This is a genomic window from Methylobrevis albus (assembly GCF_015904235.1).
GTDB lineage: Bacteria > Pseudomonadota > Alphaproteobacteria > Rhizobiales > Pleomorphomonadaceae > Methylobrevis_A > Methylobrevis_A albus.
The window spans coordinates 339458-351947 of sequence record NZ_JADZLT010000050.1 but is presented as its reverse complement, the minus strand read 5'-3'; the positions used below and the strand labels follow the sequence as shown (position 1 = coordinate 351947).

The 12490-nt window shown below is 71.1% G+C and carries 14 protein-coding genes, 2 tRNA genes and 1 pseudogene; 15 read left to right on the top strand and 2 right to left on the bottom strand.

Features of this window, described 5'->3' with window-relative positions; genetic code table 11:
• Window positions 1–5: 5 nt before the first annotated feature.
• The 3 genes and pseudogenes from pdxA to I5731_RS11345 all read left to right on the top strand — a co-directional run bounded on the left by pdxA (window position 6) and on the right by I5731_RS11345 (window position 3182).
• On the top strand, window positions 6–1043 hold the full coding sequence (gene pdxA, locus I5731_RS11355) for a 4-hydroxythreonine-4-phosphate dehydrogenase PdxA (protein ID WP_197311490.1): 1038 nt from the start codon (window positions 6–8) through the stop codon (window positions 1041–1043).
• Window positions 1040–1924, top strand: a pseudogene (locus I5731_RS11350) (dihydrodipicolinate synthase family protein); the annotation flags it as partial. The gene pdxA and the pseudogene I5731_RS11350, both read left to right, overlap by 4 nt.
• Window positions 1925–2006: 82 nt before the next feature.
• Complete coding sequence (locus I5731_RS11345) at window positions 2007–3182, top strand: sialidase family protein (protein WP_235981719.1); 1176 nt, start codon at window positions 2007–2009, stop codon at window positions 3180–3182.
• Window positions 3183–3322: 140 nt separating this feature from the next.
• On the opposite strand, the gene I5731_RS11340 is transcribed toward I5731_RS11345, so the two are convergent.
• On the bottom strand, window positions 3323–3871 hold the full coding sequence (locus I5731_RS11340; RefSeq protein ID WP_197311489.1) for a hypothetical protein: 549 nt from the start codon (window positions 3869–3871) through the stop codon (window positions 3323–3325).
• 217 nt (window positions 3872–4088) lie between these two features.
• On the opposite strand from I5731_RS11340, the gene I5731_RS11335 reads away from it, so the two are divergent.
• Entirely contained in the window at window positions 4089–4640 is a 552-nt protein-coding gene (locus I5731_RS11335) for a thermonuclease family protein (RefSeq protein WP_235981717.1), read from the top strand.
• Between the two features lie 142 nt (window positions 4641–4782).
• Here the strand turns inward: I5731_RS11335 and I5731_RS11330 are convergent.
• Window positions 4783–4857 (bottom strand) — tRNA-Thr (locus tag I5731_RS11330).
• A gap of 169 nt (window positions 4858–5026) precedes the next feature.
• Between I5731_RS11330 and I5731_RS11325 the strand changes: the two genes are divergently transcribed.
• The 11 genes from I5731_RS11325 to I5731_RS11275 all read left to right on the top strand — a co-directional run bounded on the left by I5731_RS11325 (window position 5027) and on the right by I5731_RS11275 (window position 12483).
• The gene (locus I5731_RS11325; protein WP_197311735.1) at window positions 5027–5254 is read left to right on the top strand and encodes a hypothetical protein; all 228 of its coding nucleotides are present in this window, start codon (window positions 5027–5029) and stop codon (window positions 5252–5254) included.
• 237 nt (window positions 5255–5491) lie between these two features.
• Window positions 5492–6784, top strand: coding sequence for a UDP-N-acetylglucosamine 1-carboxyvinyltransferase (gene murA / locus I5731_RS11320; RefSeq protein WP_197311488.1), 1293 nt, complete (start codon window positions 5492–5494; stop codon window positions 6782–6784).
• A gap of 20 nt (window positions 6785–6804) precedes the next feature.
• On the top strand, window positions 6805–7251 hold the full coding sequence (locus I5731_RS11315; protein ID WP_197311487.1) for a DUF2948 family protein: 447 nt from the start codon (window positions 6805–6807) through the stop codon (window positions 7249–7251).
• A gap of 213 nt (window positions 7252–7464) precedes the next feature.
• The gene (locus tag I5731_RS11310) at window positions 7465–8340 is read left to right on the top strand and encodes a PhnA-like protein (RefSeq protein ID WP_235981716.1); all 876 of its coding nucleotides are present in this window, start codon (window positions 7465–7467) and stop codon (window positions 8338–8340) included.
• Between the two features lie 193 nt (window positions 8341–8533).
• Window positions 8534–9826 (top strand): histidinol dehydrogenase, encoded by a 1293-nt coding sequence (gene hisD, locus I5731_RS11305; protein ID WP_328838654.1) that lies wholly within the window; start codon window positions 8534–8536, stop codon window positions 9824–9826.
• A 97-nt stretch (window positions 9827–9923) separates the two neighbouring features.
• Window positions 9924–10415 (top strand): UPF0262 family protein, encoded by a 492-nt coding sequence (locus tag I5731_RS11300; protein ID WP_197311719.1) that lies wholly within the window; start codon window positions 9924–9926, stop codon window positions 10413–10415.
• Window positions 10416–10419: 4 nt separating this feature from the next.
• Entirely contained in the window at window positions 10420–10872 is a 453-nt protein-coding gene (locus I5731_RS11295; RefSeq protein ID WP_268926572.1) for an arsenate-mycothiol transferase ArsC, read from the top strand.
• 189 nt (window positions 10873–11061) lie between these two features.
• A complete protein-coding gene (infA, locus tag I5731_RS11290) occupies window positions 11062–11280 on the top strand; it encodes a translation initiation factor IF-1 (protein WP_027673809.1) in 219 nt (72 codons plus the stop codon).
• A 91-nt stretch (window positions 11281–11371) separates the two neighbouring features.
• Window positions 11372–11998, top strand: coding sequence for a Maf-like protein (locus tag I5731_RS11285; protein ID WP_197311484.1), 627 nt, complete (start codon window positions 11372–11374; stop codon window positions 11996–11998).
• Window positions 11999–12001: 3 nt separating this feature from the next.
• Window positions 12002–12223, top strand: a complete 222-nt coding sequence (locus I5731_RS11280) for a DNA gyrase inhibitor YacG (protein WP_197311483.1) — start codon at window positions 12002–12004, stop codon at window positions 12221–12223.
• 184 nt (window positions 12224–12407) lie between these two features.
• Window positions 12408–12483 (top strand) — tRNA-Phe (locus I5731_RS11275).
• Window positions 12484–12490 lie beyond the last annotated feature (7 nt).

Sequence of the window (12490 nt, the reverse complement as noted above, 5' to 3'; positions counted from 1 at the left end):
TCACGATGAACGACACCACCCTGCCGATCGGCATCACCCTCGGCGACATCGCCGGCGTCGGCCCGGAGATCACCGTCAAGGCGATCGCCGAGATGAGCGCCGCCGACCGTGACCGCACCATCGTCTTCGGTAACATCCCGGCGCTGGAAGCTGCCGCCCGCGTCACCGGCATCGACCTTGCCTTCGCCCCGGTGGACGCGGCGCCCGCCGGTGCCGTCAAGGTCGAGCATGTCGCGATCGACGGCGACCCGATCCCCTTCGGCAAGCTCGACGCCCGCGCCGGCGATGCCGCCTTCCGCTTCATCGCGAAGGCCGTCGAGCACGCGGTCGCCGGCCGCATCGGCTGCATCGTGACTGCGCCGATCAACAAGGAAGCGCTGAACGACGCCGGCCACCACTACGACGGCCACACCGGCATGCTGGCGGCGCTGACCGGCTCGAAGGCGTCGTTCATGCTGCTCGCTTCCGAGCGGCTGTCGGCGATCCACGTCTCGACCCACGTGTCGCTGAAGACCGCGATCGACCGCGCGACGCCGGAGCGCATCCTCGCCACCATTCGCGCCGGCCATGCCCACCTGAAGCGCATCGGCCTTGGCCGCCCGCGCATCGCCGTCGCCGGCATCAACCCGCACTGCGGCGAGAACGGACTGTTCGGCAACGAGGACGGGCTGCAGATCGCCCCGGCGGTCGCGGCCGCCCGCGCCGAGGGCATCGACGCCCATGGCCCGATCCCGCCCGACACGGTGTTCCACCGCGCCTATCACGGCGCCTTCGACCTCGTGGTCGCGCAGTACCACGACCAGGGCCACATCCCGATGAAGTTGGTGGCGTTCGAATCGACCGTCAACGTCTCGCTCGGCCTGCCGGTCGACCGCACCTCCGTCGACCACGGCACCGCCTTCGACATCGCCGGCACCGGCCGCGCCGAGCACGTCAACATGAACGCCGCCATCGCCTATGGCCGCAAGCTCGCCGCCAACCCGAAGTCCGCCGCCGAGCGCGCCGCGACGCTGGCCGCCCCCGCGCAAGGAACCGCCGCATGAGTTCGCTGCCGCTCTCCGGCGTCTGGTGTGCCGCGACGACCCCCGTCGCCGCCGACCTCGCCCCGAACATCCCCGCCTTCGTCGCCCATGCGAAGGCGCTGGTCGCCGACGGCTGCGGCGTCGCGCTGCTCGGCACCACCGGCGAGGCGAACAGTTTTTCGATTGCCGAGCGCAAGGCGATCCTGGAGGCCGCGATCGAGGCCGGCCTGCCGCCGGAAAAGCTGCTGCCGGGCACCGGCGTCGTCGCGATCCCCGATACCGTCGAGCTCACCCGCCACGCCCTGTCGCTCGGCGTCGCCGGCGTCGTGATGCTGCCGCCGTTCTACTACAAGGGCGCCTCGGTCGACGGGCTGTTCGCGGCCTATGCGGAGGTGATCGAGCGGGTCGGCGACGACCGGCTGCGCATCGTGCTCTACCATATCCCGCAGGTGTCCGGCGTTCCGATCCCCGCCGACCTCGTCGAGAAGCTGCTGACGCGCTATCCCGGCACCGTGGTCGGCATCAAGGAATCCGCCGGCGACTACGCCAACATGCAGATGCTGGTCGAGCGCTTCCCCGGCTTCTCGGTGTTCCCCGGTGCCGACCCGCTGATGCTGCCGCTGCTCAAAGAGGGTGGCGCCGGCTGCATCACCGCGACCTCGAACGTCGTCGGCGCCGACCTCGTCACCGTCTATCGCCACCATGCCGACCCGGCGCGTGCGGCCGAGGTGGAAGCGGCGCAGGCGCGCATCGTCGCCGTCCGGCAGCTCTCCAACTCCTACGCCCAGATCCCGACCATCAAGGCGATGGTGGGCCTGCGCCACGGCGACGCCGGCTGGCGCCGCCTGCGCCCGCCGTTGATGGCGATCGGCGATGCCGAGGCCGCCGATCGCGGCGAAGCTCGCCTCGATCGGCGTGGTGGCCAGCCCCGCCTGACCGCGCGCGGCAGGCCCGCCCGCGCACCACCCTTCGGAGGACCAGCACATGACCGCCGCCGCCCTCGTCATGGACGGGCTCCTGCGGCCGAGCCCGCTCGGGCGCGGCCTCGAGGAAGCCTTCCTGCCCTCGCCCTGCATCCAGAACCACGCCGCCAACCTGCACGTTCTGCCGGGCGGCGCGCTCGCCTGCGTCTGGTTCGGCGGCAGCCAGGAGGGCGCGTCCGACATCTCGATCTGGATGGCGCGGCTGGAGCCCGGCGCGGCAGAATGGTCGCCGGCGGAGCGGATGTCCGACGATCCCGCCCGCTCCGAGCAGAACCCGGTGCTGTTCACGGCGCCGACCGGCGACGTCTGGCTGTTCTGGACCGCGCAGCGCTTCGGCAACCAGGACACCGCCATCGTCCGCCGCCGCATCTCCACCGACGGCGGCATGAGCTTCGGGCCGATCGAGGTGTTCATCGACACGTCCGGCACTTTCGTGCGCCAGCCGATCGTGGTGACGCCCGCCGGCCGCTGGCTGCTGCCGGTGTTCGCCTGCGTCGCGCGGCCGGGCGAAAAATGGACCGGCGACCACGACACCAGCGCCGTGCTCTTCTCGGACGATGAAGGGCTGAGCTGGCGTCGGACGGAAGTGCCGCACAGCACCGGCTGCGTGCACATGAACATCGCCCCCGATGCCGACGGCTTCCTCGCCGTCTACCGCAGCCGCTTCGCCGACGCGGTCCATGTCAGCCGCTCGGCCGACGGCCTCGCCTGGAGCGCGCCGGAGCCGGGGTCGCTGCCGAACAACAACTCGTCGATCCAGCTGATCGCCCGCCGCGGCGGCGGCCATGCCATCGTCTACAACCACGTCGCCGCCGGCGACGGCACCGCCCGGCGGCTCAACCTCTACGACGAGATCGAGGACGAGGACGACATCGAGGGCGCCGCCGCACCCGGACCGGCAGCACCGGCCGCTGCGCCGCCGCCCGCCCGCACGGCCTTCTGGGGCACCCCGCGTGCGCCACTCTCGCTCGCCTTCACCGCGGACGGCGCCCGCAGTTTTGCTGGTCGCCTCGATCTCGACGGCGGTGACGGCTACTGCCTGACCAACAATTCGAAGGAGGGCCTCAACCGCGAGCTCTCCTATCCCTCGATCACCGAGGGCGCCGACGGCACGCTGCACGTCGCCTACACCTACCACCGCCGCGCCATCAAATACGTCCGCCTGCCGCCCGGCTGAAGAGGAGGGGACACGGCCCGCGCGGGGGCGGCTACCGTTGCCCGGCCAGCTCCAAACGCAAAAATGGCGCCGAATCCGGCGCCATTTTCTGTTTCGGACGATCACGCGCTCTTACGGCGACTGCCGCAAGGCCAGGCGTGTCAGTCGCACTCTTCGGCCGCCATGCCGGCATGCTGCTGCGCCGCGACGTCCTGGTCCGAAGTCGCGACCGAGGGCTGGCCGGTGCCCGACGATTCGAGCGGGGCGGTCGTGCCGTCCTTCGCAACCGAACCCGTCGTATCCGGCGCACCCGCCGCGCCGCCATTGGCGGCCGGGGCCGCGGCCTGATCGCCGGTGCCGGTGCCGGTCGTGGCAGCGCCGGCCGCACCGCCGTTGGCGGGGGCTGCGGCCTGATCGTTCGGAATGACGCCGGACTGGTTGGTGGTCGTCCCGGCCGAGCCGCCCGCGGCCGGCGCCGCGGCCTGGTCACCGGTGGCGTTCGGCGTCGCGGTGGCATCGCCTGGCGTCTCGAGCGGCGCGAGGCTGCCGTCCTTGGCGATCTGGTTCGCTTCGCCGGTCGGCGACCCGGTGCCCATCGCGGCGCCGGCGGCGTCCATGCCCGTGTCCGGGCAGGCGGCAAAGGCACTGGTGCCCATCGCGAGCATCGCAGCCGTTGAAAGTGCAAGAAGACGCTTCATCCCGATCTCCATCGTTGGTCCCCGGCCGCGTCGTCGCGCCGGGGTTCGAGGGGCTAACAGGGGGGATCGGGGAAATGTTCCTGACGGGGGCGGGCGGGAAGGTCGCAGGGGCGGGCGCTTTTCCTTTCCGAATGCTTGCCCGGTCCCCGGAAACGGATGCAACCCCTGCAATTCTTCCGCAAGACCTGTCCGCTAGCGTTGTGCCCTCTCGTATTCGGGGGCACCGTCCATGTCGAAGATTGTCCTGTTCAGGCGAAGTCGATCCCGGTCGCCATGGGCACGGCGGCGGTCGCGCGCGCCGACAATCTGGACGACTCTCGGCGCCGTCGGCCTCGTCACGGGCTGCGTCGGCCTCTTCCTGTTGCTGCCGGCCGGGGACACCGGCCGTCGCGATCCGATCGCCGACGTCATCGCCTACATGCCCGCCCTCGCGGCCGCCGTGTCGTTCCCGCGCTGCGCGATCATGCCGGTCGGCAACTGCGTCGTCGACGGCGACACCTTCCACTACGACGGCCTGAAGATCCGCATCGCCGATATCGACACCCCGGAAACCAACCCACCCCGTTGCGCCTACGAGGCTGACCTCGGGCGCAGGGCGACATCGCGTCTGCAACAACTGCTCGCCGCCGGCCCGATCGACCTCCGCCGCATCGACCGGGACGAGGACACCTACGGCCGAAAACTCCGGATCGTCATGCGGGACGGCCAGTCGATCGGACGCATTCTGGTCGCGGAGGGACTGGCGCGGACGTGGACGGGGAGACGTCAGCCCTGGTGCTGAGTGGCCACCACGTCGGCTCAAACCGGGTCCGGCGGCGGCACAACGCCGGTGCATGACGCCTTGAATCGCGTGACGCTTTGGACGGATTTTTGGACGGAAGCGCCTGAAAATCAGAAGATTGGCGGAAATCCGGGGAAAAGAATGGTGCTGTGAGAGAGGATTGAACTCTCGACCTCTCCCTTACCAAGGGAGTGCTCTACCACTGAGCTACCACAGCAGGCCGGCGCGGCCCCGAGGGGGCGGCGAACGCGCGATCTGATGCCACAGGCCGGCCCGTCATGCAAGGCGGCGGTGGGGAATTTTCGCAGGCGCGGGGCAGGGGGTGCTTGCGCGGGGTCCGGCGGCGTGGTGAGGAAGCCGGGATACGGCGGGCCGGGGACGGGTGCATGGGCGACGGGGACGACCACAAGGGCGCGCCGATGAGCGAGAAGGAGCGGCGCGAGGCGCGGCTCGCCGAGGCGCTGCGGGCGAACCTGCATCGCCGCAAGGCGCAGGCGAAGAGCCGGCGGGCCGGCGACGGCGACCCGCGCGCCGGGATCGACGCGGCGGCGTTCGCCGCCACCCCCGCGGCGGCGAACGCCGGCAGGTCGGACGAGGACGGCGACGACGCCTGACGCGAGCCGGCCGGGCCTGGCGCCGCGTGGTGATCCGGCCGGCGTGTAGCGCTACGCCGGCGGCCCGGCGAACTTCGGTGCAGGCACGGTCCACACATGCATCCGCAGCAGTCCGGCCCGGCGCGGCCGCGGCCTTGTGGCGCGGGGCGGCTTCGATTAGACCCGGTCGATCGCCCGGGGGGCGAGACAAGGACGGGCGGAGCGATTCGGGGCTGCCGCCGTGTCGGGAGCCGGACCATGGACAGCATCAGGATCGTCGGCGGCAACGAACTCTCGGGCATCATCCCGATATCCGGCGCCAAGAATGCCGCCCTGCCGCTGATGATCGCGAGCCTGCTCACCGACGAGACGCTGACGCTGGAGAACGTGCCGCGCCTCGCCGACGTCGCGCTGCTCACGCGCATCCTCGTCAACCACGGCCTCGACTATTCGCTGAACGGCAAGCGTCCCGGCGAGGATCTCCTCACCGGCCAGACGATGAACCTCACCGCGCGCTCGATCGTCGACACCACGGCGCCCTATGAGCTGGTGTCGCGCATGCGCGCCAGCTTCTGGGTGATCGGCCCGCTGCTCGCCCGCATGCACCAGGCGCGCGTGTCGCTGCCCGGCGGCTGCGCCATCGGCACCCGGCCGGTGGATCTCTTCCTGATGGGCCTCGAGCGCCTCGGCGCCGAGATCGACGTCGAGCAGGGCTACGTCATCGCCCGCGCGCCGGGCGGCCTCGTCGGCAACCGGGTGGTGTTCCCGAAGGTCTCGGTCGGCGCGACCCACACCGTGCTGATGGCCGCGACGCTCGCCCGCGGCGAGACGGTGATCGAGAACGCCGCCCGCGAGCCCGAGGTCGTCGACCTCGCCCGCTGCCTCAACGCCATGGGCGCCCGCGTCACCGGCGCCGGCACCGACACCATCACCATCGAGGGCGTCGACCGCCTGCGCGGCGCCCGCCACCGCGTCGTCTCCGACCGCATCGAGGCCGGCACCTATGCCATGGCCGTCGCGATGACCGGCGGCGACGTCACGCTCGAGGGCGCCGAGGCGGAGCTGCTCGCCGGCCCGATCGACATCCTGCGCCGCGTCGGCGTCGACATCGAGGAAACCAACCGCGGCCTGCGCGTCCGGCGCAACGGCGGCGGTCTGTCCCCCGTCGACGTCGAGACCCAGCCGTTCCCCGGCTTCCCCACCGACCTGCAGGCGCAGTTCATGGCGCTGATGACGCGGGCGAAGGGCACCTCGGTGATCACCGAGACGATCTTCGAAAACCGCTTCATGCACGTCGGCGAGCTTGCGCGCTTCGGGGCGCGTATCCATCTCGATGGCCAGAAGGCGACCGTCGAGGGCGTCGAGCGGCTGACCGGCGCGCCCGTGATGGCGACCGACCTGCGCGCCTCCGTGTCCCTCGTGATCGCCGCCCTCGTCGCCGACGGCGAGACGACGGTGAACCGCGTCTACCACCTCGACCGCGGCTTCGAGCGCCTGGAGGAGAAGCTCGGCCGCTGCGGCGCCGTGGTCGAGCGGATCAGCCCGAACTGAGCCGCAGCGAAGGTCGCCCGATGACAGACAAGCCCGCCGGCCAGCTGAAGCTCGCCGCCCTCGACGCCGAGGACCTCGTCGTCCTCTCCGCCCATGTGCAGGACGCCGTGCTGCACGTCGGCGAGATCGACTGGCGCCCGCGCGAGAAGCGGCTGATCCTGACCCTCAACCGCTTCGTCTGGGAAAAGGCGATCGGCGGGGGCGCGGAGCTCGAACGCCGCCGCGCCGTGCTGCATTTCGCCCGTGTGCTCGACGTCAAGGCCGCCCGCATCCGCCGCGACGCCCCCGACGCGGTGCTCGCCCTGCTGGCGCTCCGCTTCGAGGAAACCGATGCGCCGGCCGGCGTCATCACGCTGGAGTTCGCCGGCGGCGGCGCGCTGCGGCTCACCGCCGAGTGCATCGAGGCCGGCCTCGCCGATCTCGGCGCCGCCTGGTCGACCGGAAACTTGCCCCAGCACGACGACTGACCGGCGGCGCAGCCGCCGCGGCCGGCGGCCTCGGTCGCCTGCAAACGGCAGTATTCCGCAGAAATCGCCACCTGTCCGACAGCTGATGACCGAGTCGCGACAAGTTGGCCGAACGACCTTCTCTCCTGAATCTCCGTTTTCCGGAACAGAACGACCGCAAGGCCGTTTCTGCTCCGCAAATAGTCGCCCGCCACGCGGGCCGGAGATCATATGATGACTACAGTCTATACCTCGGAAACCGCATCCGTAAACGGAGCCGTGGCCGATTTCCGCCGCGTTTCCTGGGGTGCCATCCTCGCGGGTGTTGCGGTGGCGCTCGCCACCAACCTCGTGCTGAACCTGCTCGGCGTCGGCATCGGCGCGGCATCGCTCGATCCGGCCGGCGGTGACTCCGCCGGCGCCACCACCCTGTCGATCGGCGCCGCGCTCTGGTGGACCGTCACCGGCATCATCGCGTCGCTGGTCGGCGGCATCACCGCCGGCCGCCTCGCCGGCACGCTGCGCAGCTCGAACGGCGCCTGGCACGGCCTGATCGCCTGGGCGATGACCACCCTCGTCATCTTCTATCTGCTCACGACGACGGTCGGCGCCATCGTCGGCGGCGTCTACAGCACGGTGTCGGGCGCGGTCTCCTCCGCGGCGCAGACGGCAGGCGCCACCGCCAGCACCGCCCTCGAGGCCGCGGCCCCGTCGCTCGCCGGCACCGATCCGCTCGGCGCAATCGAGACCGAAGTGCGCGCTGCCTCCGGCGGCCAGGACCCGGCCGCGCTGCGCGACACCGCCGTCTCCGCGGTCACCGCCCTGATGACCGGCACCGAAGCCGAGCGGGACGCCGCCCGCGACCGCGCCGCCCAGGCCCTCGCCACCGCCCGCCAGATCCCGGTCGATCAGGCCCGCGCCGACGTCGAGCGCTATGAGCAGCAGTACCGTACGGCCGTCGAAGAGGCCCAGCAGCAGGCGACCGCCGCCGCCGACGCCACCGCGACCGCGGTTGCGACCGGCGCGCTGTTCTCGGCGGTCAGCCTCGTCATCGGCGGCCTCGCCGGCTGGTTCGGTGGCCGCGTCGGCGCCCGCCGCGCCCGCGACTGATCGGACTTGCTCCTGACCTAAAATGCGGCCGCCCGGCGATCCCGGGCGGCCTTTTTTGTTGCCGCGGCGCGCCGGGCGGCACCGGGTTGCCAGGGACGAGACGGCGCGACCTTGTCGCCGTGTCGAAGCGATGCACAGGCGCCGGGAATGAGGTAAAAGCCCCCGAACCGAGAAGACTGCCGGGAGCATGCGAGTGGCCATCCGCCTCGACGACAGGGACCCTGATTTCGAAAGCCGCTTCAGCGCCTTCCTCACCACCAAGCGCGAAGTCTCCGAAGACGTCGACCAGGCGGTGCGCCTGATCATCGAGGACGTGCGCGCCCGCGGTGACGCGGCGCTGGTCGAGTGGACGACGAAGCTCGACCGCTTCGACGTGGCCGCCAGCGGCCTTGCCGTCGGCGCCGACGAGGTCGACGCCGCCCTCGCGGCCGTGCCGGCCGAAACCCTCGCCGCCCTGGAACTCGCCCGCGACCGCATCGCCGCCCATCACGCCCGCCAGAAGCCGGTCGACGACCGCTATACCGACGGAATCGGCGTCGAGCTCGGCTCGAAGTGGACGGCGGTGGAAGCGGCGGGTCTCTACGTGCCCGGCGGCACCGCGAGCTATCCCTCGTCGGTGCTGATGAACGCGCTGCCGGCCAAAGTCGCCGGCGTCGAGCGCCTCGTGATGGTGGTGCCGACGCCGGACGGCAAGCTCAACCCGCTGGTGCTCGCCGCCGCCCGGCTCGCCGGCATCGACGAGATCTACCGCGTCGGCGGCGCCCAGGCGATCGCGGCGCTCGCCTACGGCACCGCGACGATCGCGCCGGTGGCGAAGATCGTCGGCCCGGGCAACGCCTATGTCGCCGCCGCCAAGCGCCGCGTCTTCGGCACCGTAGGCATCGACATGATCGCCGGACCCTCGGAAGTGCTGGTGATCGCCGACCGCGACAACGATCCCGACTGGATCGCCGCCGACCTGCTGGCGCAGGCCGAGCACGACACCGCCGCGCAGGCGATCCTGATGACCGACGACGCGGGTCTCGCGGACGCCGTCGAGGCCGCCGTCGTGCGCCAGATCGCCCGCCTGCCGCGCGGCGAGACCGCTGCGGCGAGCTGGCGCGATTTCGGTGCCGTCATCCTCGTTGCAAACATCGCCGCCGCGATGCCGCTCGCCAACCGCATCGCCGCCGAGCATCTCGAACTCGCCGTCGCCGACCCCGAGCCGCTGCTCGGCCTCGTGCGCAACGCCGGCGCCGTCTTCCTCGGCAGCCATACGCCCGAGGTGATCGGCGACTACGTCGGCGGCTCCAATCACGTGCTGCCGACGGCCCGCTCGGCGCGGTTCTCCTCCGGCCTCTCGGTGCTCGACTTCATGAAGCGCACCTCGATCCTGAAGTGCGGGCCGGACAGCCTGCGCCTGCTCGGCCCTGCGGCAATCGCGCTCGCGGAAGCCGAGGGCCTCGCCGCCCACGCGCGCTCGGTGGCGATCCGGCTCAATCTCTGATACGGCGGAACAGGCGGTACGGTCAGGCGGCGGCATCGCGAGGCGCAAGGCGACTGCGGCGCGCACGGGCCGCGAAGGGGAGTGACGCTGGATGGCCATGCGGGAGGGCGCGACACGCGGGCAGCGCGGCCGGCTCGTGGCGGTGACGCTCGACGAGACCTCGATCGGGCGCTCGACGCCCGACATCGAGCACGAGCGCCGCATCGCGATCTACGACCTGATCGAGGAGAACGTGTTCGAGCCGGTCGGCCGCGAACCCGGCGACTACCGGCTGAACCTCTCCATCGTCGACCGCCGCCTCGTCTTCGACATCGCGGACGGGGAGGGGCAGCAGGTCGTCACCCACATCCTGTCGCTGACGCCGTTCCGGCGGGTCGTGAAGGACTACTTCATGATCTGCGACAGCTACTACCAGGCGATCCGCACCGCGAGCCCGAGCCAGATCGAGGCGATCGATATGGGGCGGCGCGGCCTGCACAACGAAGGCTCGCGGCTTCTCGTCGAGCGTCTCGAGGGCAAGATCGACATCGACCAGGACACGTCGCGGCGTCTGTTCACGCTGCTCTGCGTGCTGCACTGGAAGGGATGAGCCCTTGGCCGCCGACGCGCCACAGCCGCGCGCCGTCCTCTTTGCCTGCAGCCTGAACTCGGTCCGCTCGCCGATGGCGGCGGCAATCGCGGCGCGCCTGTTCCCGGGGCGGATCTATGTCGCCTCCGCCGGCGTGCGCCGCGGCTCGGCCGATCCCTTCGCCGTCGCGGTGATGGAGGAGAAGGGCCTAGATATCCGCGCCCACCGGCCGCACACCTTCGAGGATCTCGAGGACATGAACTTCGACCTCGTGATCACGCTGGCGCCCGAGGCGCACCACCGCGCGCTCGAACTGACGCGCTACTATGCCGTCGACGTCGAATACTGGCCGACGGCCGATCCGTCCGCCACGGCCGGCTCGCGCGAGCAGATCCTCGCCTCCTACCGCAACGTCCGCGACGGCCTCGAAAAGCGCATCAAGGAGCGTCTGGGCTGGACACCGCCGGTCTCGGCGTGAGACACCCCGCGCAGCGCGCGCTGCGGCGGATGGCGCCCGTCGCTGCCCGGCCGGTTCGCCCGTTTGCCGGCAGCAACGGGTCGTGAACACGTGACGGCAAAGCAGCGGTTCACATTTCAGCCGCGATCCGCTAGTTTCCGCGCCACTCGTGCCGCCTGGACGTCCGGCGGCGCCGAATAGAGAGATCGCATGACGAAGGAAGAAGTCCTGGAGTTTCCAGGCGTGGTCACCGAACTGCTGCCGAACGCCACGTTCCGGGTGAAGCTCGAGAACGAGCACGAGATCATCGCCCACACCGCGGGGCGCATGCGCAAGAACCGCATCCGCGTGCTGGCGGGCGACAAGGTGCTGGTCGAGATGACCCCCTACGACCTGACCAAGGGTCGCATCACCTACCGCTTCAAGTAAGCCGGCAGGCCTCCGCGGCGGCGGCCATCCCGTCTCCGCGCCGCCGTGCGCGGACCCGCGCGCCGGACCTCGATCCTCGAAGAGACCCGCAATGAGCGACAAGCCGCTTCTGGTGCTCGCATCCGGATCACCGCGGCGGCTGGCCCTGCTCGCGCAGGTCGGCATCACGCCCGACCGCCTGATGCCGGCCGACGTCGACGAGACGCCGGCGCGGCGCGAACTGCCGCGCAAGCTCGCCCAGCGCCTCGCTCGCATCAAGGCCGAGGTCGCCCGCGTCCGCCTCGAAGGCAGCACGCCACAGCAGGCCGACCGCCCGGTGCTGGTGCTCGCCGCCGACACCGTGGTGTCAGTCGGCCGCCGGATCCTGCCCAAACCCGAGACGCGCGACGAGGCGGAGGATTGCCTCGCGCTGCTCTCCGGCCGCACCCACCGCGTCTACACCGGCCTCTGCCTCGTCAGCGAGGACGGCACCCGCGAGCGCCTCGTCGAGACCCGGGTGCGCTTCAAGCGCCTCGCCGAGGCCGACATCGAGGCCTATCTCGGCAGCGGCGAGTGGCGCGGCAAGGCCGGTGGCTATGCCATCCAGGGCATCGCCGGCAGCTTCGTCACCAACCTCGCCGGCTCCTATTCCAGCGTCGTCGGCCTGCCGCTGTACGAGACGCTGGCGTTGCTCGCCGGCGACGGCTACCCCGTCCGCGCCAACTGGCAGGAAGGCTGAACCATGGCCTCGTCCAAGCCCGCCGCTGCCGCCGGTCGCTGTCCCACCTGCGGCGCCCCGGCGCTCGCCGCCTTCCGCCCGTTCTGCTCGAAACGCTGCGCCGACGTCGATCTGCATCGCTGGTTCTCCGGCGCCTTCGCGATTCCGGCCGTCGAGGCCGACGATCCGGACGACGACGATGCCGAATCCCCCCGCCTGCCGACGCGTTCGGCCGAGGACGACTGAGGCGGGCGAGCGCGGCACAAGTCCCTGAGATAACGACGTAAATCCACAACGAGTGGTCTCGCGCGCCGCTTTTTGCCGGGAAACCCCGCAAGCCTCTGGACAGCCGAAAAACCAGCCTCTATAAGGCCCGGACTTCGCCCGGCACGGCCACGCCGCCCGGCACGAAGCAGTCCGCCTGCCGGACGCCCGGGTAGCTCAGTTGGTAGAGCATGCGATTGAAAATCGCAGTGTCGGCGGTTCGACTCCGTCCCCGGGCACCATTTTCTC

Bases quoted from the DNA above. Each gene is read 5' to 3' on its own strand.
- pdxA (WP_197311490.1), top strand. From the start codon at position 6: ATGAACGACACCACCCTGCCGATCGGCATCACCCTCGGCGACATCGCC.
- I5731_RS11345 (WP_235981719.1), top strand. From the start codon at position 2,007: ATGACCGCCGCCGCCCTCGTCATGGACGGGCTCCTGCGGCCGAGCCCG.
- I5731_RS11340 (WP_197311489.1), bottom strand. From the start codon at position 3,871: ATGGAGATCGGGATGAAGCGTCTTCTTGCACTTTCAACGGCTGCGATG.
- I5731_RS11335 (WP_235981717.1), top strand. From the start codon at position 4,089: ATGTCGAAGATTGTCCTGTTCAGGCGAAGTCGATCCCGGTCGCCATGG.
- I5731_RS11325 (WP_197311735.1), top strand. From the start codon at position 5,027: ATGGGCGACGGGGACGACCACAAGGGCGCGCCGATGAGCGAGAAGGAG.
- murA (WP_197311488.1), top strand. From the start codon at position 5,492: ATGGACAGCATCAGGATCGTCGGCGGCAACGAACTCTCGGGCATCATC.
- I5731_RS11315 (WP_197311487.1), top strand. From the start codon at position 6,805: ATGACAGACAAGCCCGCCGGCCAGCTGAAGCTCGCCGCCCTCGACGCC.
- I5731_RS11310 (WP_235981716.1), top strand. From the start codon at position 7,465: ATGACTACAGTCTATACCTCGGAAACCGCATCCGTAAACGGAGCCGTG.
- I5731_RS11300 (WP_197311719.1), top strand. From the start codon at position 9,924: ATGCGGGAGGGCGCGACACGCGGGCAGCGCGGCCGGCTCGTGGCGGTG.
- infA (WP_027673809.1), top strand. From the start codon at position 11,062: ATGACGAAGGAAGAAGTCCTGGAGTTTCCAGGCGTGGTCACCGAACTG.
- I5731_RS11285 (WP_197311484.1), top strand. From the start codon at position 11,372: ATGAGCGACAAGCCGCTTCTGGTGCTCGCATCCGGATCACCGCGGCGG.
- I5731_RS11280 (WP_197311483.1), top strand. From the start codon at position 12,002: ATGGCCTCGTCCAAGCCCGCCGCTGCCGCCGGTCGCTGTCCCACCTGC.